This is a genomic window from Bacillus sp. (in: firmicutes) (assembly GCA_017656295.1).
Lineage (GTDB): Bacteria > Bacillota > Bacilli > Bacillales > JACDOC01 > JACDOC01.
On sequence record JACDOC010000026.1, the window covers coordinates 16,095 to 39,609 of the forward strand.

Sequence of the window (23,515 nt, forward strand, 5' to 3'; positions counted from 1 at the left end):
CTTATGACGAAGGATATTGAGGTGAATCACATGACGACTACTATTCCGAATTGGTTACAGCAACGGGCATTTTTAACCCCCCATAGACGAGCTTTAACGTATGGTGATCGTTCCTGGTCGTTTGCGGAGTTGTACGAGGAAAGTAAGGTATGGGCATACAAATTAGCAGGAATAGGTGTGAAGAAAGAGGAAGCAATCGGAGTACTGGGAACAAATTGTCCTCAAACCATTTTTCTTCTTCATGCCTTACAACAAATTGGGGCTAAAACGGTTTTACTAAATACAAGATTGACGGTTGAAGAACTCGTCTTTCAAGTGAATGATGCAAACGTAGAAAAAGTGATTCTTGATAATCAACTTCAATCTAAATTTGCTTCTTTGGAACAGGACCTTTTTGTTTGTACGTATGAACAATTAATGGAATTACCAGAGTTGCCATTAACATTACGTCATGAATTTTCACTAAATGAGATCTGTTCTATTATGTACACTTCAGGGACGACCGGTAACCCAAAAGGTGTGCAACAAACGTATGGGAATCATTGGTGGAGTGCAGTTGGCTCAGCATTGAACTTAGGACTTTACGAGAACGATGCGTGGTTATGCGCTTTACCGTTGTTTCATATCAGTGGTTATTCTATCTTGATTCGAAGCGTTATTTATGGAATCGAAGTTGTCTTAATGAAACAATTTGATGAAAAAAAGGCGAACGAATACCTTTGTTCAGGACATGCGTCCATCATGTCTGTTGTCGCCACTATGCTTGACCGAATGGTACGAGAATTAGGTGACAACGTATATCATCCGCGTTTTCGTTGTATGTTGTTAGGCGGAGGACCGGCACCAAAATCGTTATTAGAACGGTGTATAGATAGACAAATCCCGGTATTTCAAACATACGGCATGACAGAAACAGCCTCCCAAGTCGTTACTTTATCACCGGAACATGTTTTTTCAAAACTCGGATCAGCTGGGAAACCACTGTTTCCTGTACAAATCGAAATACGAGTAGACGAGAGGGTAGCTACACCGAATGAAGCTGGAGAAATTGTAGTCAAAGGCCCGAATGTGACCCCTGGATATCTGAATCGGTCGGACGCTAACAACGAGCGGTTCCAAAATGGATGGTTTTTTACCGGGGACTACGGGTATTTAGATGATGAAGGGTTTTTGTATGTGTTAGATCGCCGTTCCGACCTCATTATTTCTGGTGGTGAGAATATCTATCCAGCGGAAATTGAATCGGTTCTTCATTCCCATCCGGCTGTTCTAGAAGCAGGGGTGATTGGGATTGACGATGATGTATGGGGGCAAGTCCCGTGTGCGTTTGTTGTTTTAGCTAGCGGAGTATCAATGGAGGAATTAAAAAATTATTGTACCAAACGATTAGCGAAATATAAAATTCCGAAAAAATTTATCGTCGTGGATGAATTACCTCGAAATGCCTCTAACAAATTATTGAGGCGCAAGCTGAAAGAATGGATAAAGGTGAACGAACATGCAGGTACGTAACGTACAACTATACGTCATTGAAATGCCTTTAAAAAAACCGTTCGAAACCCATTTAGAAACGGTATCCAAACGCGAAAGTATTATTGTTGAACTAACGGATGATGAGGGCCGGCGAGGATACGGTGAGGTGGTTGCTTTTTCGACCCCTTGGTATACCGAAGAAACGGTCATCACTTGTTATCATATGTTGAAGGATTTGCTAGTTCCGATCGTTTTAAATCGTGAGTGGACCCATCCAAATGAACTAACATCATTATTTTCGGCTATCAAAGGCAACCGGATGGCGAAAGCTGGCATCGAAACAGCGATATGGGACTTATTTGCCAAGTCACAACAAGCGCCGTTATTTCAAGTACTTGGTGGAAACCGTACCACCATTCCCGCAGGTGTCGCAATTGGAACGACTGATGTAAATGCTATGTTACGGCAAATAGAGACGTATTTGGACGAAGGTTATCAACGAATTAAGCTGAAAATTATTCCTAATCAGGAGAATGAAATGCTATCTAAAGTCCGACAGTACTTTCCGGATGCTCCAATAATGATTGACGCCAATGGTGCGTATTCGTTTCACGATGATGTTGACCGCTTAAAAGCGTTAGACGATTTTGGTTTATTAATGATCGAGCAACCGTTTGGGAACAAACATTTTATCGAACATGCAAAGCTACAAGAACAAATGAAGACGCCGATCTGTTTAGATGAAAGCATTGCTTCGATAGAAGATGTAAAGTTAGCAATTCAATTAAATAGTTGTCGTCTTATAAATATTAAGGTCGGACGAGTAGGTGGTCTAGCTGTGGCAAAAGCGATACATGACTACTGCTTAGCGGAACAAGTTGGTGTTTGGTGTGGTGGTATGCTGGAGTTTGGTGTATCCAGAGCTCATAACATTGCCTTGTCTACTTTGGAAGGTTTCCAAATCCCGGGGGATCTTTCGGCTTCTCGCAGGTATTGGGAGCAGGATATTATTGAACCGGAAGTAGAAATTGACCATGGGAAGATTTATGTTCCTACTACTCCTGGCATTGGGTTTGAAATCAATAAGAAACGTTTGAAGCAAGTATGCACTTATAATGAGTCGTTTTTAGCCAAATAAAAAGGGAACAAGTACGTTCCCATTGAAAAAGAGTAATTATTGAGTAGGTTTAAATGTTTTACAGTCAGTTTCTTCGCTATTTTCAGCTTGTTTTCCGCGATGGCTTACCACATAAATTTGGTCAGCACCACAGCGATTACCTTGTTCCCAATACGTACAGTTATTGACTTCACAAAGTACATCTTTTGCCATTTGATTCACTCCTTTGGATGAGGGTTCAGCATTAGTATGTGTGTATCTGATGCAAAATATACTGGTCGTCTTAGGAAACGATTAAGTAAAAAAATACTTATTCCATTTAGTGAATAACGTATACCAAACAGCCATAAACTACGATGAATCCTCTTTTATAATGACCGTTTCCGACAAAATAGATGAAAAAAATCGGAATTAACGATATAATAAAATATACAGTCCTCTTGAAGAGGCAAATTTAAAGAGGAGTGATAGGATTATGCCATCTGTTGAAAGTTTTGAGTTAGATCATTGTGCGGTAAAAGCCCCTTATGTTCGTCATTGTGGTGTTCATAAAGTTGGTTCTGATGGGGTCGTAAATAAATATGACATTCGTTTTTGCCAGCCAAACAAGCAAGCAATGAAGCCAGATGCTATTCATACATTAGAACATTTATTAGCGTTTACGATTCGTAAGCATGCCGAAAAATACGATCATTTTGACATTATTGACGTATCCCCAATGGGATGTCAAACAGGTTACTACTTAGTGGTAAGCGGTGAACCAACTGTTGAAGAAATCATTGACTTGTTAGAAGATACAATGAAAGATGCTCTTGAGATTACGGAAGTTCCTGCAGCGAATGAAAAACAATGTGGTCAAGCGAAACTTCACGATTTAGAAGGTGCAAAACGTTTAATGCGCTACTGGCTACAACATAGTAAAGAAGAATTAAAACAAGTATTTGCATAATGTATTACCTATACGGCCATTTCCTAAACCCAATAGGAAATGGCCATTTCATTTTAATCGTTTAATTGTAGATATTTCAGATGCGAAACCGATGAAGATGGGAGAAACAATCTCCTTCCCAGTATTCCAATAAAGGTAGACAAAAAAGTGTAATATATTTTAATATTGAAATTGATAATCGTTTTCGTTTAGATGATAATATCGAATATTAATTTTAAGATTGGGACAGACCTATTTAGGTTTAGCCCATCAAATCGAAGTTTTAGAACAAATCATCAATTTCATCGAACAATCGTCATGTTGCTTCTTTAATTAAATCAGGCGGCACACCTAATCATTATTGTCAATGGTCGAGAATATAAAGAAGGAATATTAGAATATATTTTTTACAGAAGAAACACTCAGGAAATATTTAGAATAGAATATCGCATCATTCAGGATCCAGTGACGGGTTTACCGATGTGTGTCTCAGTTGGCATATGTAATGAACGAAAACAAAGAAAAAGTGACCTCTTTTCTGAAAAATACTAGTTGGAGGCAAAACGAATGGATGTTTTAGAAGCGATAAAAAAAAGAAGAAGTATTGGGAAGGTAAAGCCTGATCCCGTCGATAAACAATTGATCAATCAAGTGTTAGAGGCTGCTACTTGGGCTCCTAATCATCACCTAACAGAGCCTTGGAAGTTTTTTGTGTTAACAGGAGAAGGAAGGAGACTTCTTGGAAGAACGCTTGCGGAAATTGCAAAAGAAACAATAGCTGACACAAATGAGCAGGAGCGACAAGAAAAATTAAAGAAAATAGAGGAAAAGGCATTTCGGGCTCCGGTTATTATTACCGTTGCAGCCGTTCCGTCATATAATCCAAAAGTTGAGTATATCGAAGAAATTGGAGCAGTAATCGCAGCCATTCAAAATATGTTACTTGCTGCCCATGCGCTTGGACTAGGTGCCATCTGGAGAACGGGAAAAGCGTGCTATCATCCGAAAATGAAGAAGTGTTTTGGACTATCGGATAGAGACGAAGTTTTAGGATTTATTTATATCGGCTATCCCGATCTTCCACCAAGAATGGGTAAGAGAACTTCTTTCGAAGACAAGACGATATGGATTGATTCCGATCAAAAGGTGTAATTCTGTTATTTAAATATCATCAATATGAATGTCCGGGTGGTCGCTAACCAGCATCTTAGCGACTCCGGACATTAGTAGTTTAGATAGAAGTTTACTCCTTTTTTAGAAGCTCCAAATTTCTTGCCGTCTCACTTATTTCTACTTCTTTTCCAAACATAACCCAACCATCACTTGAATATCGAATTGACTGAAAAATTCTTTTACGTATTTTTTATATGTTTGCCTCCAATTACCATTTCGTAAGTACTAATTTAATATACTCTTCGTTAGCCTCATTAATGATAGTTCCATGGTTCAAGAGAACAAAAGGTGAATATGAAAAAAACATTAAGTAAAAACTTCATGTATGTATTGGTGAAAAATCGTACTTAATAACAGATACAAGGAGATAGCTCAGAAATGTATCGTGAAAAAATATTTGATGTGGTTATTATAGGAGGAGGACCTGCTGGGTTAAGTGCTGCACTCGTATTAGGTCGTTCCCTTCGAAATGTCGTATTAATTGATGAAGGTAAGCCAAGAAATAGGGTATCGCACGTATCAAATGGGTTTCTAACTAGAGACGGAATTCATCCTATAGAACTCAGAAATATAGCTCATAAAGAATTAAATAAATACGAAACCATAAAAAGAATTGATAATCATGTTGTAGATGTTACAAAAAACAATGGGTTGTTCCATACTTTTACCCGCGATGGTCACGTCTTTCTAAGTCGCAAAGTCATATTTTCTACAGGAATAAAAGATCACTTACCGGATATACCAGGATTACAGAAAGTGTATGGAACTTCAGTTTTCCCTTGTCCTTACTGTGATGGATGGGAACGACGATATGAGCCCTTGGCTGTGTTTGGAAATGGTGAATTTCTTCTCCATTTTGTTAAGCTCATTTATCATTGGAGTAAAGATGTAATCGTGTTTACGAATGGACCTGCTAAAATGAATGAAGAAAGGCAAGAATTAATTCAGCGTAACATTCGCCTCATTGAATCTCCCATCGTTGAACTTCAATCCCACAATGGTTTGTTACATCATGTCGTACTAGCTACTGGCGAAGCGATTCACCGAAAAGGTGGTTTTCTTATGGATACTGGTGGGAACCAAGCCACAATGATTCCAATGAAATTAGGAGTCCCCATCAATGAAAAGGGAGGATATGAAACAAAGGAACACGGTAAAACAAATGTCGATGGACTTTATATTATCGGAGATGCGAAAAATTTGTTTACAGGGTTAATTTGTGCAGCGGGTGAAGGGTACGAAGCAGGGGTAGCGATTAATCATGAGTTAGTAGAAGAGGATTGGAATATAGGGATATAAAGGCTTAATTTGGGTTGGAAACAATAGGTAAGAATATTCAATTTAAGGAGACTTTTTATAACCATGTATTGTTTACAAAGGAACGTCTTGATTCGATGTTTCTATTTTGACGGTAGTGGCTACTTTTATAAGAGAAACGATTTGTTTAGGAAATCCTTCTAGTTACGATACTATTTTTTGGACCTGTCTTTTTTACAAAAAAATTTTCAATAAGCAGTTTGTTATTTAGATGACCCAGGCCTCCTATTACCCTCATGCGCAGTAACTTTTTCTTTACGATGATTCCGTTTGGTATGATAATAATAATAATAATAGGAGGAGGTTAGTTACATGGTTTTTACTGTACTTGTGATTTCTATTATCATTATTTTCCTTGTGATTCTTTTAAGCGCCCTTACCACTTCGAAAGCATATCAATATAAGCATACGGTGGATCCGATTGATAACAATCCGCATCTTGAAAACATGCGTACAACTAACGATTCGAAATGAAACAAGGGAGTGTAGTTTCCGGCATAATTGCTGGAGCTATTTTTTTATAGGAGGTATTATTATTGAAATCTGTCTTACTTAAAGGGATTCGGTTTTATCAAAAATTTATATCGCCACTAAAACCTCCTACATGCCGTTTTTATCCGTCTTGCTCCCATTATGGAATGGAGGCAATTGAACGATTTGGAGCGATAAGAGGAGGATGGTTAACGATCAAACGAATATTAAAATGCCATCCGTTTCATCCAGGTGGAGTGGACCCTGTTCCTCAAGAATGGCCAAATCGGAAAAAACATGATTGAGTTCTAGATATTCTTTTAGGAGTTTAGTAAGCTACGGCATGTTTTTTATAATGATTCCATTTTATGGTGATATTGAAGTATTGCAGCAAGCATTAAATTAAACTCTGTCGATACGGGCCATGTTTTTTAATGGTATGTAAGGTTTGTATTTGACTTAATAAAATCGAATCAATATGTAATGAGTAAGTAAAGTTGTCTGGAAATTGAGATACCTATTTCTAAATTATTGTAAAAATTATCATAAGTATATAAAATTTGGTTGTGTTCTCTTAATTCTCTCAAATGAATTTGTTACAATAAAAGAAAAAGGGGGATCACAATGAATCTTTCTTCTATAATGGGAAAACAAGTCGCTGAACTGCAACATACGTTAAACTTGAATTTGTTGAAAAGTCAAATGGCGACTCAAACTGCGCAAGTCACCACGATGTTGGAAGATTTACGGGAAACAAATCAAAACGTTGCTCCCCATCCGTATAAAGGCAAAGTAGTGGATATACAAGCGTAATCGTTAATGGAGGTGTAGCTGTGAGGCTGCACCTTTCTTTTTATTCGTAAATTTCCCTTTTAAGCTCTCTACTAAGTAAAGACGAATAAAGTAATGCAATTCTTCATCTGTCATTTCTCCCACTAACCGTAATAAATCCTTGCGATTATAGACATCTAAGACCGCGAACGTTAACATATCTAATTCCTCTTCATTCAATTGTGCCTCTGTTCCTAATAAATGATACAACTCATCTACAATTTTCACTAGTTGTCCTCCTTTCAAAGATTCTGTACGGCACATCTTGTTTTATCGTTACATATAATGTAAAGCACAGTTTTATTACTAGTGTACCCTTTTTTTACAATCTATCCGTGTGACGAAAGGAGGACATCGGTATAAAAATAAATGGATTTTTTGCTGTCGCTTTCGCTTCTTTAGCATCTTTCGGAGGCTATATTATTGGGGGAATTGATTCGCTTGTTCTTGTTTTATTTGGTATTGTTCTTCTTGATTACATTACCGGAATGATTGCCTCTTTTATCGAAGGAACGTTGTCTAGTAAAGTAGGTTTAAAGGGCATTGCGATGAAAATTTTTATATTTGCCGTAGTGGCTACCGCTCATTTCATTGATTCACTGATTTGGGAAAACAATATGCTTCGTGATGCGACCATTTTTTTCTATATTCTTAATGAAGTCATCTCTATTTTGGAAAATGCGGGTCGTGCTGGTCTACCGATTCCAACATTTTTAGTAAATGCTGTCGAATTATTAAAACAGAAAGTCAAATCAAAAAATAATTCGAAAAAATAAAGAATAAGAATGAAGCGATTGAGGGAAACGATAAACAAGGATTGAAAAAAGGAGATGGAACAGATGCCTGAAGAAAAAAGAACATACTACATTTCCATCGGACACGGAGAAATTATGCAAACGTCAACGGATTCTCCATGGGATTTTAAAATTGAGGCGACAGATCAAGAAATTACGCAACTCCGGGAACTATTCGATTCCAACTACTCTACAGATATTCAAGCCTTTTATCGTTCGCATGTTCCATATATCCAATATCATTATGATAAAGAGAATGATGCCTATGATAAAAACTTGAAACGGATTTATGAAATGATTTATAAGTTGGGAGATGAAGAAGCGAAAAATCATATTGAATCCATGGGCATTTTATCCCCTTAGATTTTCCGTACTGCGAATTCTTCTCAATCCATTTATAATAAGAAGAAAAACGAGAAGAGTGTGAATGATGAAGACGTTTACGGACCAAATCGGGCAAACCGTGACATTATCTTTTGAAAAAGACCCTTTCCAAGAAGAGCCTACCCACGTCTTGGTAATTACGATGTATAAAGGGCAATGGTTGTTAACCGACCATCCTATCCGTGGTCACGAATTCCCTGGGGGGAAAGTAGAAGAAAACGAAACAGTAGAAGAAGCGGCAAAAAGAGAAGTATTTGAAGAAACTGGGGGAATTGTTACCGATTTAACGTACGTCGGACAATATAAAGTGCAATCCGAGTCCTCCAGCTTTGTTAAAGCGATATTTTTCGCTAATGTCACTTTATTAAAAGAGAAAAGAAGCTATATGGAAACGAATGGTCCAGTTCTTGTGAAAGGAAATCTTCTTTCCTATATTCAACAAGACCATGTTAGTTTTATCATGAAAGATGATGTGCTTCGTAGTACGTTAACGTATTTAAAAGAACGAAATTTTATTTAAAAACGCCTAGTAAATACAAATCACGAGTTCGTTCAGCGAAGCTTTTAAAAATTAAGGGTCAGCATGAATTTTTTCGATGCTGGCCCTTCTTTGTTAATCCAACATGCGATCTTTTATAATTACCCGTTCGACCCAATGGACAAGCTGATACATTAACGTAGCAAAAAGGGCGACTATAAATAACGCAAGGAGTACAAGGGTAAAATTAAATACTTGAAATCCATATATAATTAAATACCCTAAGCCACGGTTGGAGACGAGAAATTCTCCAACGATGACTCCTATCCACGAGAGACCGACATTGACTTTTAATGTCGAAATGATGGTTGGGAAGGAAGCAGGTAAGATCGCTTCAGTAAAAATTTGACGTTTCCTTGCACCAAACGTTTTTAGCATTTTGATATAATTCTCGTCGACTTCTTTAAAGGAGCTATAAACTACCAGTGTGGTAATAACGACGGAAATGATCATGCCCATGCCGATAATGGATATCATGCCTGGCCCTAGTACGACGATAAAGATAGGGCCAAGAGCGACTTTCGGCATAGCGTTAAGGACGACTAAATATGGATCGGATACTTTTGAAAAGGTCGGAAACCACCATAACGTCGCTGCCATCGTTGTTCCAAGAATCGTTCCGAAAAGAAAGCCGAAAATAGTCTCGATAATGGTGATCAATAAATGGGAAAATAAGCTTCCATCTGTCACTTTATCAATCAGTAGGGCGAGTACTTTGCTAGGTGAGCTAAAAATTAATGGGTCAATGAATTGGGAAGTGCTCGCTAGTTCCCAACATGCAACGAACAAAATAAAAATGAGTAATTGGTAGGTCCGAACTTTTCGTTTTATTTTCTTTTGTTTTTCCAAAAATTGTCGGTGTAGTTTTTCATTATCCTGATGGTAAGCCAATGTTCTCAAGCTCCTTCCAAATGGTGTGAAACATGGTATGGAACTTCGGATGGTTGCGAGCTTGGAACGGTGGTAACGCCCGAATTTCTTCTGGTACATTGAAAATTTGATGAATTCTACCAGGACGAGGAGATAGAAGAACGACGCGATCACTCATCCCAATCGCTTCTTGAATGTCGTGAGTGACAAGTACGGCCGTTTTTTGAAAAGACTTCAGCGTATCAGCGACTAGGTCCTCCAATTTGAGCTTTGCTTGATAATCAAGAGCTGAGAATGGTTCATCTAACAGGAAAATTTTAGGGTCAACGACAAGCGTTCGAACAAGAGCAACTCGTTGTCGCATCCCTCCAGATAGTTGGCGTGGAAACATGTTTTCTACACCTTCAAGACCGATATGGTGAAGTAATTGAATAGCTTGTTGTTCTTTTTCCACGTTTAAGTCGTTTTTAAGTTTTAATCCAATTAAGATATTATCTTTAATCGTTTTCCACGGAAGTAAATAGTCTTGCTGAAGCATGTAGCCAATCGAATTTGTTAGGTGATTAACGGGTTCATTTTCAATTAAAACTTCTCCTCGTGTTGGGGATAATAATCCTGAAATGATCGTCAAAAGGGTCGTTTTCCCGCATCCACTTGGGCCGATGAGGGAAACGAACTCCCCTTTTTCAATTTCTAAATTGATGTCTTCTAGTGCTGGTGTAATAGACGTTGGTGTAAAATACGTGTGAGAAATGTTGCGAAGTATTAAAAAGCTCAAGCTGTTCACCTCTATTCATTGACTACTTTTTCGGCAATTTCCGTGTTCACTAGCACTGAATGAGGAATCCGTTTTGGAAGTTCAGATGCTTCCTCCATAATATCTTGAAGATGATTCCACTCTTCTTCGTCCAATATTGGATTTGTTGCATAAGAGCCTTGCTGTTGATAGCGTTCCACGACCGTTTCAATGATGTCTAAACTTGTATCTTCAAAGTATGGTTGAATGACTTGGGCAATTTCTTTAGGGTAATGCGTTTCCACCCATTGTTGCCCTCGATATATGGCTCGTGTAAATTTCTCAATTAAGTCTGCATCTTCTTGAATCAAACTTTGTTTTGCCATATACGTTGTATATGGAACGTGCCCAGATTCTTCACCGAAAGAAGCAATGATATAACCAATTCCTTCTTTTTCAAAAATCGATGCAGTCGGTTCGAACAATTGGACAAAATCTCCTGTTCCTGATGCGAAAGCATTAGCGATATTGGCAAACTCAATGTTTTGAATTAAATGTATGTCGTTTTGTGGGTCGATTCCGTGTTGTTTTAAAACAAATTCACCAACCATTTGCGGCATACCGCCTTTTCGTTGTCCAAGGAAGGTTGTTCCTTTCAATTGATCCCAGGTAAAATTGTCTATTGGCTTCCTAGTGACGAGGAAACTTCCATCCGTTTGTGTTAATTGAGCAAAGTTAATAACCGGGTCACTTGCTCCTTGAGCATACACATAAATCGTAGTTTCCGATCCAACGAGGGCGACATCGGCTCCATTTGAGAGGAGAGTCGTCATTGTTTTATCTCCTCCCCATGTCGTCGTTAGCTCAATGTTGATCCCTTCATCATCAAAAAAGCCTTTTTCAATGGCGACATATTGGGGAGCATAAAAAATAGAACGAGTGACTTCAGCAACACGGACAGTTTGTAACTCTTGGTCTTGCTTACAAGCACTCAGTCCAAATGTTAGGGTGCCGATAAGGAATAAGAAAAAGAACCATTTTTTTTTGTTCATCCAGTTTGCCTCCTTTAAGGTTCCATAAAGTTTGCTAACATAGTGTATGAGAAGTAAAAAAATATGTGATAGCCCAACATATAAAAATTGGAGTGAATGATGTTGAAGGATGGACAAATCATTTCCAAACACCCGTTCCCATCCCCTCATCCGAATATACGGTTATTTCTAGTAACGTATTGGTCAAGGGGACTCAAAGTAAAAGGGTTGTTAGCCGAACCTAAAGATGAACGTTCTTACGATGGCTTTTTATATTTGCGAGGAGGGATAAAAAACGTTGGCAAAGTTCGGCCGGCTAGAATTATTCAATTCGCGGCGGAAGGGTTTATCGTGTTTGCCCCATTTTATCGAGGAAATCAAGGTGGAGAGGGGAACGAAGATTTTGCCGGCGATGATCGGCATGATGCGTTTTCCGGTTACGAATTATTACGTCAACATCCACGGGTTAAAGAAGGGTGCATTCATATCTTTGGTTTTTCGCGCGGGGGAGTGATGGCATTGCTAACCGGGCTTGAGAAAAAGGATGCTGCATCTTTAGTCACTTGGGGCGGTGTATCCAATATGGTTTTAACGTATGAAGAACGGAAAGATTTACGGCGAATGATGAAGCGAGTGATTGGGGGAACGCCACGGAAGTATCCTGAACGCTATGCTTGGCGAACGCCGTTAAATCAAATGAATGAGTTGCATTGTCCTGTTTTAATTATTCATGGGGCAAAAGATGAAAATGTCTCCATTCAACATGCCTATGAGTTAGAAGAAGCGTTGAAGCGCGAAGGAAAGTGCGTTGAAACGTGGTATTTTCCTACTTTTAATCACTATTTTCCACCTGCAGTCAATCGAAAAGTTGTAAAAGAATTATGTCAATGGATGAAAAATCAAACGCTTTCATGGTACGATAATAGCAAGAATGATGAAGGGGAGAAGAAGTATGGGAATGCCGTTGGAATTACAAACGATAATCGTTACGAACGGTCAAGAAACACGAATTGACGGAGAAGAAAAAAATTTGTTTCGATTAGAAAAAGAAGGATACCGGTTATACCCATTGGACGTACCGATGGATATTCGGAAAACGAAAGAAAGTGATTCAAGTGGAACGGCTATCATCCGCCGTTTGCAATGGGAAAGTGGAAAAACCGTTATTTATTATGAATTAGTCTCATTAAATTCCACAAATTAAAAGAGGTCTCTTTTAGGAGACCTCTTTTTTCTTATTTTAACGGACCGCCAAGTTGTTCGATTTCTGCTGGTACGTTAGAGAATTTTTTAAAGTTTTCACGGAATTTCGCTGCTAATTCTTTCGCTTTCTTTTCGTATGCTTCAGGGTCCGCCCAAGTTTTTTGTGGTTGAAGTACATCATCTGGAACACCTGGGACGTGAAGTGGAATTTCTAGGCCAAAAATTTCGTCTTTAATTGTTTCAACGTGATCTAATTCTCCTTCTAAGGCCGCTTGTACCATGGCGCGTGTATATGCTAGTTTCATACGGCTACCAACACCATATTCTCCACCTGTCCAACCAGTGTTTACAAGGAATACTTTTACGTTGTGCTCATCGATTTTCTTACCCAGCATTTCTGCATACCGCGTCGCTGGTAATGGTAAGAATGGCGAACCAAAGCATGTGGAGAACGTTGCTTGTGGTGACGTAATTCCACGCTCTGTTCCCGCTAATTTGGATGTATAACCACTCAAGAAGTGATACATCGCTTGTTCTTTGGATAGTTTACTGATTGGTGGTAATACACCAAACGCATCCGCTGTTAAGAAGATGATTGTGTTTGGATGGCCGGCAATACTTGGATCAACAATGTTATCAATCGCTTGAATTGGGTAAGCAGCCCGGGTATTTTCCGTTAACGTATTGTCATAGTAATTTGGTTCACGTGTCTCTTCATCTAAAATAACATTTTCTAAGACAGAACCGAAACGAATCGCATCATAAATTTGTGGCTCTTTTTCACGAGATAATCCGATACATTTCGCGTAGCATCCACCTTCGATGTTAAACACACCGTTTGGACCCCAGCCATGCTCATCGTCACCGATTAAACGACGGTTTGGATCAGCGGATAAAGTCGTTTTACCCGTACCAGAAAGTCCGAAGAATAGCGCGACATCTCCTTCTAAGCCAACGTTTGCTGAACAATGCATGGAAAGAATGTCTTGCTCTGGTAACATGTAATTCATTACAGAGAAAATCGATTTTTTCATTTCTCCAGCGTATTCAGTACCACCGATTAATACCGTACGACGTTCGAAAGAAATAATAATGAACGTTTCAGATCTTGTTCCATCCACTTCTGGATTGGCTTTAAAATTCGGTGCAGAAATCACCGTAAATTCTGCATGGTGATTTTCTAGCTCTTCTTGTGTCGGGCGAATGAATAATTGATGGGCAAATAAGTTATGCCAAGCATATTCGTTTACGACTTGGATCGGCAAACGATATTTTTTATCAGCTCCGGCAAATCCTTTGAAGACAAAAATTTCGTCCTTTTCCTTTAAGTATTGAATAACTTTATTATATAATTTATCAAATGCTTCTGGTGAAATTGGTTGGTTTACGGAACCCCAATCAATTTTATCTTTAACAGAAGGTTCTTCGACAATAAATTTGTCTTTAGGTGACCGACCTGTATATTTTCCTGTTTCTGCACGAACCGCTCCAGTAGAAGAAAGGACCCCTTCTCCACGGCTTAACACTTTTTCCACTAGTCGTGGAACTGATAATTGAACACGAACATTTTGACCAGTAAGCAACTCTTTTAAGTTCGAAAGACTAACAGAATTCATACGGCGAAACCCTTCCTTTTCGTGATTTTATAATGATATATCGTTAACCCCTTTGTTCCTTAAAAACAGTATAACACATTTATGTAAATAATCTATACTATTTACAATATTTTTTTAAAATGTTTTATTTTTTGTCACAATTTCCTGTCTTTGTTTTGTCAGTAAGGGGAATTTTGTATTGTTTTTGTCACACTCTATATTATATTAGAACGAATGTGGAATGTAGCAGCTACTGTCTCTTGTTTTGTAAAAAGTAGACGAATAGACTCATACATCCTATAGTTGACATTTGGACAAAATGTTCATTTTGTGGACAAACGAAGACAATTCACGGACAATATGATCATTACAAGGACCTTTTTCAAAAGTAATCAGACAATTTTAGTGTTCATCAAAGCAATCACACATTGGCATGATTTTGCTGTATAAAAATATGAAAATTTTGTTGACATGCTTTGACAAAATACGATAAGATTTTACCTTGAACGGATACTCTTATCCCGAGCTGGTGGAGGGACAGGCCCTATGAAACCCAGCAACCTGCTCATTGAGGGAGATGGGATTTTCGAGACTATCCCATATTCCGAGCAAAGGTGCTAACCTGTTGCAAGGCGAGGCCTTGAACGATAAGAGTGAAAGGCATGATGACACAATCAACCTTTCCTCTAGAAGATATTTAAAAAGGAAAGGTTTTTTTATTTTGCCAAAGAATCGTGCCTTTAATGCAAACGCCACTTCTTTTCACATTGATAAAAATGATAGGTTTACTTCATACTACTAAGGGAAATGAGTACCGTGACGATGAAGCAGTAAAAGATACGGGCATGAAAGGACCAATGAATGAACAGGTGCATATGTTACATTACCGTTTTATGCGTTGGTTCAATGACTCGAGGGAGCTGCTGCTTTTTTAAAAAATCATAACAAAGGAGGATCCATCAGATGACAAAGAAACGTCGTCTTTTTACGTCTGAATCTGTTACAGAAGGTCATCCAGATAAGATTTGTGACCAAATTTCTGACGCCATTCTTGACGCTATTTTAGCAAAAGATCCAAATGCTCGTGTTGCATGTGAAACTTCTGTAACAACTGGTTTAGTACTTGTAAGCGGAGAAATTACAACATCCACGTATGTCGATATTCCAAAAATTGTTCGTGAAACAGTTAAAGAAATTGGTTACACTCGTGCGAAATATGGTTTCGATGCGGAAACTTGTGCCGTATTGACTTCTATCGATGAACAATCCCCTGACATTGCGATGGGTGTTGACAGAGCGTTAGAAGCACGTGAAGGACAAATGACAGATGAAGAAATCGAAGCAATTGGTGCGGGCGACCAAGGGTTAATGTTTGGTTTTGCATGTAACGAAACGAAAGAATTAATGCCATTACCAATTTCCCTTGCACACAAATTAGCTCGTCGTCTTACAGAAGTTCGTAAAGAAGAAATTCTTCCATACTTACGTCCAGACGGAAAAACGCAAGTGACGGTTGAATACGATGAAAATGACAAACCGGTTCGAATTGATACAATCGTTGTATCTACACAACATCACCCAGAAATTAGCTTAGATCAAATTCAACGTAATATTAAAGAATATGTTATCGAGCCAGTTGTTCCAAAAGAACTGATCGATGAAAATACGAAATATTTCATCAACCCAACAGGACGTTTCGTCATCGGTGGTCCTCAAGGTGATGCTGGATTAACAGGACGTAAAATTATTGTTGACACGTACGGTGGATACGCTCGTCACGGCGGTGGTGCATTCTCTGGTAAGGACCCAACAAAAGTTGACCGCTCTGCAGCATATGCTGCTCGTTACGTAGCGAAAAACATCGTAGCAGCTGGTCTTGCAGATAAATGTGAAGTTCAACTTGCATATGCCATCGGTGTTGCGAAACCAGTATCAATTTCTATTGATACATTCGGTACTGGAAAAGTATCTGAAGACGTATTAATCGAAGTCGTTCGTAACAACTTCGACCTACGTCCAGCTGGTATTATTAAAATGCTTGACCTTCGTCGCCCTATTTATAAACAAACAGCGGCATACGGTCACTTCGGACGCAACGACCTTGACCTTCCATGGGAGCGTACCGATAAAGCAGAAGCTCTTCGTGAGCAAGCTTTAAATCAATAATAATGAAGGACTAAAAAGAGCTATCTCCTTGATTAGGATATAGCTCTTTTTCTTTTCTGGAATTATGAAAAGGCTCTATAATAATTGTTAGGGTTTAGGCACAATTTAGGGTAAAAAAAGAATAAAATTGTTAAACATGAATCATGGTCATTTTTTGCACAGATTATCAATTCCCCACATCATCCATTTTCGTTATCGTACTACTTCGTTTTAATCGAGAGTTTCATTTTTCTTCTTTTTTTTAATCCCGAACCAATCAATAATTCATACATAACTGGAACAACAACTAGTGTCAGCAGCGTTGAAACCGTTAAACCACCGAAGATTTTTCAATGAAAACTTTGTGAAAAATGACATACTTTTTTCCTCCAACCTTATTATTTTTATGTGGAAGATTAATCCAAAAGTCACACCTTCAACTCTAACAATATATAAACGTCATGTTGTTTATGTTGGTTTTTTGAAAATTTTCCTAAAGATGATTGGAGGATAAATATCTAAAAACCGAAAGATATGAATAGATGCTACACATCTAAAAGGTGGAGGATTTGGAAGATAATAAAAAAGACATTATTAAAATTGATTACAAAAGTTGACACTAGTAGTAGGTTTATTTAAGGTGTTGTTTAATCATCTTTTTTATGGTCATGAATCTGATTCATCCCAGTATTAAGAACATTACATAGAAGGAAATTTCTTTAACTTATAGAGTAGAAGTTTCTTTGAATTTTAGTTTATTTGGATTGTCCCAGGAACAAATGATTTCTTCGTAAAAGTGATAATACACAATAGTGCATGACAAAGTTTAAAACTAGGTATTGGAAAGCAGAAGAATTCTATATAAACACGGTTGCTCCTAAAAAACCACCGATTTAGTACTAATGGGATAGGATATGGTACAACTACCGCACTTGTCTAAAGGAGGGAACTAAAGTCCCCCTTTTTGATGCCGTTATTTCTCAGAAAATGGATACAATAATTAAGAGGATGATTCGGTAGGATTCATTAATGATTTATAATACTGCCCTTTTTCGACATATTCCCGGGAAATTCTCTCCATTTCTTTTATATCTTCTTCCGTTAACTCCCGAATCACTTTTGCTGGGCGCCCGAAAGCGAGGGTGTTTGGCGGAATTTTTTTCCCTTGTGGTACAAGGCTTCCCGCACCGATAAACGCACCTTCTCCAATTTCTGCACCGTCTAAAATGATGGAGCCCATGCCAATGAGTGCTTTTTTACGAATGATACAGCTATGTAGAATGACTTGGTGACCAACGGTGACCTCATCTTCAATGATGAGTGGATTGTTAGGACTTTGGTGTAATACACTATTATCTTGAATATTGACTTTGTTGCCGATGATGGTTGGGGCAACATCTCCTCGAATGACCGTATTGTACCAAATACTACTATAATCACCGATTTGTACATCGCCCGTTATCGTCACGTAATCAGCGATAAATGCAGTATCGGAAATTTGTGGAAACTTTCCTTTGTACGGGTAGATCATTTTATTCGCCTCACTTTTCTTGATTTGATCTTACTTTTTATTGTAATGGAAAAGGAACGAGTGACGGAAGTCATGGCTCGTTTTATTTGGTTACATATACTATAATTTTACACAAATTAAAAATTTTTTACGGAGGGACCACGATATGTGGAGATGGGAAGCGGAACAAGCAAAAGGGGTTATTGTGATTGTTCATGGAGCATTTGAACACCATGGGCGGTACGGTTGGTTAACGGAAATGTTTCGGTTAAACGGTTTTCATGTCGTGATGGGGGATTTACCTGGCCAAGGAGTAACAAGTCGTTCAAGACGAGGACATATTAATAAGTTTGACGAATATATTATTGAAGTGAAAGATTGGATTCAGGAAGCGTATAAATTTGAATTGCCTGTTTTTTTACTCGGGCATAGTATGGGTGGTTTAGTTTCCATTCGTTTGTTACAAGAAGAACATATGAATTTGGCTGGAGTCGTATTATCATCACCTTGTTTAGGACTTGTACATACTCCGTCAAAACTTCTTAATATCCTCTCTCACGGCTTCAATATCGTGTTTCCGAAGTTACGAATAAATGCAGGAATAACGGTAGAAATGGCCACTCGTAATGAAGAAGTATGGGATGTTGATAAAAACGATTCTTTGTATGTAACGAAAGTGTCGGTTCGTTGGTACCGAGAACTAGTTAAAGGTATTGAGCTTGCTTTCACAAATCTGTCGAAATTCCCAGACGTTCCGCTTTTGGTCATGCAAAGCGGAGATGATAAAATTGTAAATAAAATAGCTGTTCAGCATTGGTTTAACGAAGTAGCGTTGACCGAAAAAACGTATAAAGAATGGCCGAGCTGTTATCACGAAATTTTTAATGAACCGGAACGAGAGCAAGTATTCAATTTTACGATGAACTTTTTACAAAATCGATTACAACAAGTACAAGCAAAATAGTCCGAGCTAGAGGTGAAAAAGATGTCAATTCCATCAGAACCATTTACGCTGATGCGGAAAGTGTATCGCCACATTCTGCCGGTCGTACATGAACAGCTCGCTTATTGGAAGGAACGAGCCGCAGAGATTCCGAATGAAGAGTTACGAAAACAAGCATTGGCGAGTATTGAACATAAATCGTTCCATTGTGAAGGTGGTTCGATCTTAGCCTTACTTGCGTTAGAACATCGAAAACTCGCGATCCAATTTATTGTGGCGTATCAAACGATTAGTGATTACTTAGATAATTTATGCGACCGAAGCACGTCTCTAGACCCCGACGATTTCGCGGCCCTTCATGAATCGATGCAACATGCGTTAACGTTAGAAGATGTTAATGTGAATTATTATCGGTTTCGAGAGGACCAAGATGACGGAGGATATTTAAAAGAACTCGTGCAAACATGCCAATCGGTGCTAAAACGATTACCTGCCTATGAAACGATTGAACCGTATATTAAAGAACTATGTCAATATTATTGTGATTTGCAAATACATAAACACGTTCGCCATGAAGAACGCGAGTCACGGCTTCAAAATTGGTTTGCTACCTATCAATCGCAATTGCCTCCGATGGCATGGTATGAGTTTTCCGCATGTTCAGGCTCGACGTTGGGCGTTTTTTGTTTAGTCTCTTATGCATTTCGTTCTGATTTTCAAAAAGAGCATGCGCAAATGATTCGCGATGGCTATTTCCCATACATTCAAGGTCTCCATATATTGCTTGATTATTTCATCGACCAAGAAGAAGACCGAAAAGGTGGAGATTTAAACTTTTGTTTTTACTACGACAATGAAGAACAATTATTTGAACGATTAACCCACTTTTTACGGCAAGCAGATTATCATACACGTCATCTTCCACATCAAAAATTTCACCAACTCATTAATCGAGGGTTGTTAGGAGTTTATTTGTCAGATGAAAAAGTCCGTAAACAACGCAACGTGTTACCGATTGCCAAAAAAGTGATGAAGTCAGGTGGCTTTTATAGCTACTTCTTTTACCTCAATGGTCGATTGTATCGAAGTGTGTTGAAACGATGGGGGAAATTGTCTGGAAAGATGGCGAGCGTTCATTCGTAAAGATCTAGAATTTTATTATCAAAATGGCGTGCAACATGAGGTTGGCACGTCATTTTTGTCATACGAATAAGGAGGGATGAAAGAAAAAATCAGGGAAAGCCTTAATTTTTCTCTAGTTTGCTTGAACGGATGAAAGGTGTCGTAGGTTATAATTCTTTTTGCTTTTTTATTTGACAACCAATTTTTTAAACATACTCAACATTATTTTTCGGACACTTTTTTACTATTAGGGCTTTACCGGCTCTTGGTATTTTTAAACAATAATCATGTTAAACATGAAGAAGTTCGACACCGTTCATATCAATTGCGCGTTTTTCCTTTAACCCCCGAATTTATACTTTTTCAATCTTACGTGGTCACCTAATTTTGTTTGAACAGAGGAAGCTCGATTTCCAAACAAAAAGGATAAATCTTTTTCCAGTCCAGGCTTCAGTGTCATTAGTTCAATTCAATGAATCGCATCATTGTTTCCGTCATTTCCTAACACATCTATATGGGTTTGCAATTCAATAGAAAATCCGTATGGGGTATATAAGAACGTTCTTCTCTCATCAATTTTCATTTTTCACTGTATCATTTCGGACTTTTTTACATATCTCATCATGCTCATCTTTTGAAACGAAAAAGCCGATGTGATCGAACGTTGGCCGTTTTCCATAGCCAAACGTGATATTGATGTTGCCTCTTTTCATTTCAATAATTCGGAATAATATGTTTTTTCTCGAATATCATCCCTGTTAGTGGTGGATTAAAGTTGTTTGTATTCGCCATTGTACTTCCCAATCCGTTGATGAACAGTAAAAGGTGTCCAATAATGAAAATGAAATAGCATATTCATACTCCTTGATTTGTAAATTTTTTTTAATTTAATATTTATAAAAAGACTTGATTGAATTTTCTATAAATTATTATCAAAAAAAGAGCATGAATCATCCATGCTCTATCTTTTTTCAATCGCTATAATAAACGGTGGATTATTAATTTGATTGATGAATTGATATTTTAAAACGTGTGCTTTTTGTTGGTCGAGGGAGCGGACATAGGATAGCAATAGGTCGCGTTCAACAGCTCCTTGTTCATGTCCGTGATAAATGACAAGGACGATAATTCCTTCAGGAGCCATGATTTCTAACAATTGCTCGACCGCAGAAATCGTTGTGTCTGGTTTTGTTACAATGGATTTATCTCCGCCAGGGAGATAGCCTAGGTTGAATACCGCTCCAGTAATACGACCATAGTATTTTGATGGAATGTGCTGTTTCAATAGTTCGTGACCGGCATGGACTAATTCAACTTGTTGTTCTAGTCCACGTTCTTTTAAACGGGAAAAGGTGTTGTCGATCGCTGCTTTCTGAATATCGAACCCAAATACTTTCCCGTTTTCTCCTACAAGCTGGGCTAAAAAAGCAGTATCATGCCCATTACCACATGTTGCATCAATGGCGATATCTCCAGGGGAGACCGCTTTTTCTAACAAGATACGAGCAAATGGCAAAATACGATCTAGCTTCATACCTTCACCTCTGATGTTTCTTTACTGTAAAATTTCCCTTGCCAGCTGTTTCGCCGTTTCAGTTCAGCGTCAATGGCGTTAAGGACCGACCACTTATCCACACTCCACATCGGACCAATCATTAAATCAATCGGACCATCCCCAGTAATCCGATGAATGATCATTTCTGGCGGTAAAATTTCTAATTGGTCGCAAACAAGGTTTACATACTCATCGAAGGATAAAAATTGGAGCATTCCTTTTTCATATTGCTTCACCATCGGGGTACCTTTTAACAAGTGAAGCAAATGAATTTTAATACCTTGAACATCTAATTTGGCCACTTCGCGTGCGGTTTCCATCATCATGTCATAATCTTCGAGCGGTAAACCATTAATAATATGGGAGCAGACGCGAATGCCATATTTACGAAGTTTATTAACCCCTTCAACGTAACATTGATAATCATGCGCTCGATTAATAAGCAAAGCCGTTCGTTCATGAACGGTTTGTAAGCCAAGCTCAACCCAGAGATAGGTTCGCTCGTTTAATTCTGCTAAATATTCTACGACATCATCCGGCAAGCAATCAGGACGAGTCGCTATGGACAAACCGACCACGCCGTCTTGCTTTAAAACCGTTTCGTATTTTTCTCGAAGGACCTCAACAGGTGCATGCGTATTCGTAAATGCTTGAAAGTAGGCGATGTATTTTCCGTCTTTCCACTTTTTATGCATTTTTTCTTTTATTTTACGGAATTGAGTTTCTAAATCGTCAGCCCGGTCACCAGCGAAATCCCCTGAACCAGCAGCACTACAAAACGTACAACCTCCGTATGCTACGGTCCCATCACGGTTCGGACAATCAAATCCCGCGTCAAGCGCGACTTTAAATACTTTATGTCCAAACACTTGGCGTAAATGGTAATTCCAAGTGTGGTAACGCTTGTTGTCACTTGCATATGGAAACGGGTTGGTTGGAGTCATTCAGACACCTCCTGTTGTTTGTTTACATAAAAAAAATTTTAACACGAATAAAATAGTTCAACCAATGGAATTCGTGGAAAAGGTCGAGAAGGATGTGATAGAGAGGGAAAAAATGTACAAACTAACAGAAGAAGCATCGAGCTTCAAATTTGAGGTAAAGGAGCGAGGGTGCATGGCGACACGCCAATCAATTGAAGAGTTTTTAGAGAGGTGCGAAGAGGTTTTAGAGTTCGCAAAGGAGCAATATATCGAAGGTAGCAAGCAGGAGCATTACTATGATGAACAATTTCAGCAGGCACTGCAACAACTAGAGGAAGCTTATAACGACCTTATGCATTTATCACAAAGTGCGAACGCACAACAAAAAGAGCAGCTTCATCGGATGCGTTTGCAGCTACAGCAACTTCAAAATGACATGATTCTTCTCGATCATGATCGGTAAAGGAGGACTTGATTTGAAAAAACGTTCCAAGCAAAACAACCCTGAACAAAAAACAAGAAACGAATTTCGAAATTTAAATACTGAATTTGGTCAAGAATACAACCCTGTTCAGCAATCGAAAAAACGGTATGATCAATCGTCTCAACCTATAAAATCAAAACAAAGAAATGAACAACCATACGAATAAGAATGAGACAATCGCCTCAATGAAGGGGCGGTTTTTTATTGAATTTGTATGTTATATACAGAAAAAAGAGGATGGAATTGTGTTAATTATTCACAAGGCTTGTCCAAAAGAAAAAACACCCGAAGACGGGTGAACTGCACCCCTTAAAGTAGAGGTTGAAAAACCCCCCTAATGGGCAACATTTACTTTAAGGGGTGATTTTTATG

At 38.4% G+C, this 23,515-nt stretch carries 27 protein-coding genes and 1 riboswitch; of the genes, 18 read left to right on the top strand and 9 right to left on the bottom strand.

Features of this window, described 5'->3' with window-relative positions:
• The first annotated feature begins 30 nt into the window (after nt 1-30).
• Nucleotides 31-1,512 carry an o-succinylbenzoate--CoA ligase gene (locus H0Z31_14660; GenBank protein MBO8178669.1) on the top strand — a complete coding sequence of 494 codons (1,482 nt, stop codon included), beginning with the start codon at nt 31-33 and terminating at the stop codon, nt 1,510-1,512.
• The gene (gene menC, locus H0Z31_14665) at nt 1,499-2,611 is read left to right on the top strand and encodes an o-succinylbenzoate synthase (GenBank protein ID MBO8178670.1); all 1,113 of its coding nucleotides are present in this window, start codon (nt 1,499-1,501) and stop codon (nt 2,609-2,611) included. The genes H0Z31_14660 and menC overlap by 14 nt, the downstream gene beginning before the upstream one ends.
• Before the next feature lie 36 nt (nt 2,612-2,647).
• On the opposite strand, the gene H0Z31_14670 is transcribed toward menC, so the two are convergent.
• The gene (locus H0Z31_14670; protein MBO8178671.1) at nt 2,648-2,803 is read right to left on the bottom strand and encodes a DUF1540 domain-containing protein; all 156 of its coding nucleotides are present in this window, start codon (nt 2,801-2,803) and stop codon (nt 2,648-2,650) included.
• Between the two features lie 262 nt (nt 2,804-3,065).
• Here H0Z31_14670 and H0Z31_14675 point away from each other — a divergent pair, with 262 nt between their 5' ends.
• From H0Z31_14675 to H0Z31_14700, 6 genes are all read left to right on the top strand, one after another.
• Nucleotides 3,066-3,539, top strand: a complete 474-nt coding sequence (locus H0Z31_14675; protein ID MBO8178672.1) for an S-ribosylhomocysteine lyase — start codon at nt 3,066-3,068, stop codon at nt 3,537-3,539.
• A gap of 546 nt (nt 3,540-4,085) precedes the next feature.
• Nucleotides 4,086-4,670 carry a nitroreductase gene (locus H0Z31_14680; GenBank protein MBO8178673.1) on the top strand — a complete coding sequence of 195 codons (585 nt, stop codon included), beginning with the start codon at nt 4,086-4,088 and terminating at the stop codon, nt 4,668-4,670.
• A gap of 399 nt (nt 4,671-5,069) precedes the next feature.
• Nucleotides 5,070-5,990 (top strand): NAD(P)/FAD-dependent oxidoreductase, encoded by a 921-nt coding sequence (locus H0Z31_14685; protein ID MBO8178674.1) that lies wholly within the window; start codon nt 5,070-5,072, stop codon nt 5,988-5,990.
• Nucleotides 5,991-6,320: 330 nt separating this feature from the next.
• Nucleotides 6,321-6,482, top strand: coding sequence for a YtzI protein (gene ytzI / locus H0Z31_14690; protein MBO8178675.1), 162 nt, complete (start codon nt 6,321-6,323; stop codon nt 6,480-6,482).
• Between the two features lie 62 nt (nt 6,483-6,544).
• Nucleotides 6,545-6,784, top strand: a complete 240-nt coding sequence (gene yidD / locus H0Z31_14695; GenBank protein MBO8178676.1) for a membrane protein insertion efficiency factor YidD — start codon at nt 6,545-6,547, stop codon at nt 6,782-6,784.
• Between the two features lie 319 nt (nt 6,785-7,103).
• Nucleotides 7,104-7,292 (top strand): polyribonucleotide nucleotidyltransferase, encoded by a 189-nt coding sequence (locus tag H0Z31_14700; protein MBO8178677.1) that lies wholly within the window; start codon nt 7,104-7,106, stop codon nt 7,290-7,292.
• A 3-nt stretch (nt 7,293-7,295) separates the two neighbouring features.
• Here the strand turns inward: H0Z31_14700 and H0Z31_14705 are convergent, their stop codons facing one another.
• The gene (locus H0Z31_14705; GenBank protein MBO8178678.1) at nt 7,296-7,538 is read right to left on the bottom strand and encodes a DUF1836 domain-containing protein; all 243 of its coding nucleotides are present in this window, start codon (nt 7,536-7,538) and stop codon (nt 7,296-7,298) included.
• Between the two features lie 137 nt (nt 7,539-7,675).
• On the opposite strand from H0Z31_14705, the gene H0Z31_14710 reads away from it, so the two are divergent.
• From H0Z31_14710 to ytkD, 3 genes are all read left to right on the top strand, one after another.
• Nucleotides 7,676-8,086: a phage holin family protein gene (locus H0Z31_14710; GenBank protein MBO8178679.1), complete on the top strand. Its 411-nt coding sequence runs from the start codon at nt 7,676-7,678 to the stop codon at nt 8,084-8,086.
• A gap of 63 nt (nt 8,087-8,149) precedes the next feature.
• Nucleotides 8,150-8,467: a hydrolase gene (locus tag H0Z31_14715; GenBank protein ID MBO8178680.1), complete on the top strand. Its 318-nt coding sequence runs from the start codon at nt 8,150-8,152 to the stop codon at nt 8,465-8,467.
• Nucleotides 8,468-8,534: 67 nt separating this feature from the next.
• On the top strand, nt 8,535-9,008 hold the full coding sequence (gene ytkD / locus H0Z31_14720) for a nucleoside triphosphatase YtkD (protein ID MBO8178681.1): 474 nt from the start codon (nt 8,535-8,537) through the stop codon (nt 9,006-9,008).
• Between the two features lie 93 nt (nt 9,009-9,101).
• Here the strand turns inward: ytkD and H0Z31_14725 are convergent, their stop codons facing one another.
• The 3 genes from H0Z31_14725 to H0Z31_14735 are packed head-to-tail and all read right to left on the bottom strand — an operon-like array spanning nt 9,102 to nt 11,684.
• Nucleotides 9,102-10,016 carry an ABC transporter permease gene (locus tag H0Z31_14725; GenBank protein ID MBO8178682.1) on the bottom strand — a complete coding sequence of 305 codons (915 nt, stop codon included), beginning with the start codon at nt 10,014-10,016 and terminating at the stop codon, nt 9,102-9,104.
• Nucleotides 9,898-10,674, bottom strand: a complete 777-nt coding sequence (locus H0Z31_14730; GenBank protein MBO8178683.1) for an ABC transporter ATP-binding protein — start codon at nt 10,672-10,674, stop codon at nt 9,898-9,900. The genes H0Z31_14725 and H0Z31_14730 overlap by 119 nt, the downstream gene beginning before the upstream one ends.
• A gap of 11 nt (nt 10,675-10,685) precedes the next feature.
• A complete protein-coding gene (locus tag H0Z31_14735) occupies nt 10,686-11,684 on the bottom strand; it encodes an ABC transporter substrate-binding protein (GenBank protein ID MBO8178684.1) in 999 nt (332 codons plus the stop codon).
• 96 nt (nt 11,685-11,780) lie between these two features.
• On the opposite strand from H0Z31_14735, the gene H0Z31_14740 reads away from it, so the two are divergent.
• Nucleotides 11,781-12,677 carry a S9 family peptidase gene (locus H0Z31_14740; protein ID MBO8178685.1) on the top strand — a complete coding sequence of 299 codons (897 nt, stop codon included), beginning with the start codon at nt 11,781-11,783 and terminating at the stop codon, nt 12,675-12,677.
• A complete protein-coding gene (locus tag H0Z31_14745) occupies nt 12,616-12,867 on the top strand; it encodes a DUF2584 domain-containing protein (protein ID MBO8178686.1) in 252 nt (83 codons plus the stop codon). The genes H0Z31_14740 and H0Z31_14745 overlap by 62 nt, the downstream gene beginning before the upstream one ends.
• 31 nt (nt 12,868-12,898) lie before the next feature.
• Here the strand turns inward: H0Z31_14745 and pckA are convergent, their stop codons facing one another.
• Nucleotides 12,899-14,482, bottom strand: coding sequence for a phosphoenolpyruvate carboxykinase (ATP) (pckA, locus tag H0Z31_14750; GenBank protein ID MBO8178687.1), 1,584 nt, complete (start codon nt 14,480-14,482; stop codon nt 12,899-12,901).
• A 492-nt stretch (nt 14,483-14,974) separates the two neighbouring features.
• Nucleotides 14,975-15,115, top strand: a riboswitch (SAM riboswitch).
• Between the two features lie 309 nt (nt 15,116-15,424).
• Here pckA and H0Z31_14755 point away from each other — a divergent pair.
• The gene (locus tag H0Z31_14755) at nt 15,425-16,627 is read left to right on the top strand and encodes a methionine adenosyltransferase (protein ID MBO8178688.1); all 1,203 of its coding nucleotides are present in this window, start codon (nt 15,425-15,427) and stop codon (nt 16,625-16,627) included.
• 979 nt (nt 16,628-17,606) lie between these two features.
• Here the strand turns inward: H0Z31_14755 and H0Z31_14760 are convergent.
• A complete protein-coding gene (locus tag H0Z31_14760) occupies nt 17,607-18,137 on the bottom strand; it encodes a gamma carbonic anhydrase family protein (protein ID MBO8178689.1) in 531 nt (176 codons plus the stop codon).
• A 145-nt stretch (nt 18,138-18,282) separates the two neighbouring features.
• On the opposite strand from H0Z31_14760, the gene H0Z31_14765 reads away from it, so the two are divergent.
• Together H0Z31_14765 and H0Z31_14770 are read left to right on the top strand one after the other, a co-directional pair.
• Entirely contained in the window at nt 18,283-19,080 is a 798-nt protein-coding gene (locus H0Z31_14765) for an alpha/beta hydrolase (GenBank protein ID MBO8178690.1), read from the top strand.
• 21 nt (nt 19,081-19,101) lie between these two features.
• On the top strand, nt 19,102-20,202 hold the full coding sequence (locus H0Z31_14770; GenBank protein MBO8178691.1) for a tetraprenyl-beta-curcumene synthase family protein: 1,101 nt from the start codon (nt 19,102-19,104) through the stop codon (nt 20,200-20,202).
• 940 nt (nt 20,203-21,142) lie between these two features.
• Here H0Z31_14770 and H0Z31_14775 read toward each other — a convergent pair.
• On the bottom strand, nt 21,143-21,715 hold the full coding sequence (locus H0Z31_14775; protein MBO8178692.1) for a methyltransferase domain-containing protein: 573 nt from the start codon (nt 21,713-21,715) through the stop codon (nt 21,143-21,145).
• Complete coding sequence (locus H0Z31_14780; protein ID MBO8178693.1) at nt 21,712-22,680, bottom strand: TIGR01212 family radical SAM protein; 969 nt, start codon at nt 22,678-22,680, stop codon at nt 21,712-21,714. Before H0Z31_14780 ends, H0Z31_14775 begins: the two co-directional genes overlap by 4 nt.
• A 172-nt stretch (nt 22,681-22,852) precedes the next feature.
• On the opposite strand from H0Z31_14780, the gene H0Z31_14785 reads away from it, so the two are divergent.
• Entirely contained in the window at nt 22,853-23,122 is a 270-nt protein-coding gene (locus tag H0Z31_14785; GenBank protein ID MBO8178694.1) for a YtzC family protein, read from the top strand.
• Nucleotides 23,123-23,135: 13 nt separating this feature from the next.
• Nucleotides 23,136-23,309, top strand: coding sequence for a glycogen biosynthesis protein GlgD (locus H0Z31_14790; protein ID MBO8178695.1), 174 nt, complete (start codon nt 23,136-23,138; stop codon nt 23,307-23,309).
• The last annotated feature ends 206 nt before the right edge of the window (nt 23,310-23,515 follow it).

Bases quoted from the DNA above. Each gene is read 5' to 3' on its own strand.
- H0Z31_14660 (MBO8178669.1), top strand. From the start codon at position 31: ATGACGACTACTATTCCGAATTGGTTACAGCAACGGGCATTTTTAACC.
- menC (MBO8178670.1), top strand. From the start codon at position 1,499: ATGCAGGTACGTAACGTACAACTATACGTCATTGAAATGCCTTTAAAA.
- H0Z31_14670 (MBO8178671.1), bottom strand. From the start codon at position 2,803: ATGGCAAAAGATGTACTTTGTGAAGTCAATAACTGTACGTATTGGGAA.
- H0Z31_14675 (MBO8178672.1), top strand. From the start codon at position 3,066: ATGCCATCTGTTGAAAGTTTTGAGTTAGATCATTGTGCGGTAAAAGCC.
- H0Z31_14680 (MBO8178673.1), top strand. From the start codon at position 4,086: ATGGATGTTTTAGAAGCGATAAAAAAAAGAAGAAGTATTGGGAAGGTA.
- H0Z31_14685 (MBO8178674.1), top strand. From the start codon at position 5,070: ATGTATCGTGAAAAAATATTTGATGTGGTTATTATAGGAGGAGGACCT.
- ytzI (MBO8178675.1), top strand. From the start codon at position 6,321: ATGGTTTTTACTGTACTTGTGATTTCTATTATCATTATTTTCCTTGTG.
- H0Z31_14700 (MBO8178677.1), top strand. From the start codon at position 7,104: ATGAATCTTTCTTCTATAATGGGAAAACAAGTCGCTGAACTGCAACAT.
- H0Z31_14715 (MBO8178680.1), top strand. From the start codon at position 8,150: ATGCCTGAAGAAAAAAGAACATACTACATTTCCATCGGACACGGAGAA.
- ytkD (MBO8178681.1), top strand. From the start codon at position 8,535: ATGAAGACGTTTACGGACCAAATCGGGCAAACCGTGACATTATCTTTT.
- H0Z31_14725 (MBO8178682.1), bottom strand. From the start codon at position 10,016: ATGTACCAGAAGAAATTCGGGCGTTACCACCGTTCCAAGCTCGCAACC.
- H0Z31_14735 (MBO8178684.1), bottom strand. From the start codon at position 11,684: ATGAACAAAAAAAAATGGTTCTTTTTCTTATTCCTTATCGGCACCCTA.
- H0Z31_14740 (MBO8178685.1), top strand. From the start codon at position 11,781: ATGATGTTGAAGGATGGACAAATCATTTCCAAACACCCGTTCCCATCC.
- H0Z31_14745 (MBO8178686.1), top strand. From the start codon at position 12,616: ATGGGAATGCCGTTGGAATTACAAACGATAATCGTTACGAACGGTCAA.
- pckA (MBO8178687.1), bottom strand. From the start codon at position 14,482: ATGAATTCTGTTAGTCTTTCGAACTTAAAAGAGTTGCTTACTGGTCAA.
- H0Z31_14755 (MBO8178688.1), top strand. From the start codon at position 15,425: ATGACAAAGAAACGTCGTCTTTTTACGTCTGAATCTGTTACAGAAGGT.
- H0Z31_14760 (MBO8178689.1), bottom strand. From the start codon at position 18,137: ATGATCTACCCGTACAAAGGAAAGTTTCCACAAATTTCCGATACTGCA.
- H0Z31_14765 (MBO8178690.1), top strand. From the start codon at position 18,283: ATGTGGAGATGGGAAGCGGAACAAGCAAAAGGGGTTATTGTGATTGTT.
- H0Z31_14770 (MBO8178691.1), top strand. From the start codon at position 19,102: ATGTCAATTCCATCAGAACCATTTACGCTGATGCGGAAAGTGTATCGC.
- H0Z31_14775 (MBO8178692.1), bottom strand. From the start codon at position 21,715: ATGAAGCTAGATCGTATTTTGCCATTTGCTCGTATCTTGTTAGAAAAA.
- H0Z31_14780 (MBO8178693.1), bottom strand. From the start codon at position 22,680: ATGACTCCAACCAACCCGTTTCCATATGCAAGTGACAACAAGCGTTAC.
- H0Z31_14785 (MBO8178694.1), top strand. From the start codon at position 22,853: ATGGCGACACGCCAATCAATTGAAGAGTTTTTAGAGAGGTGCGAAGAG.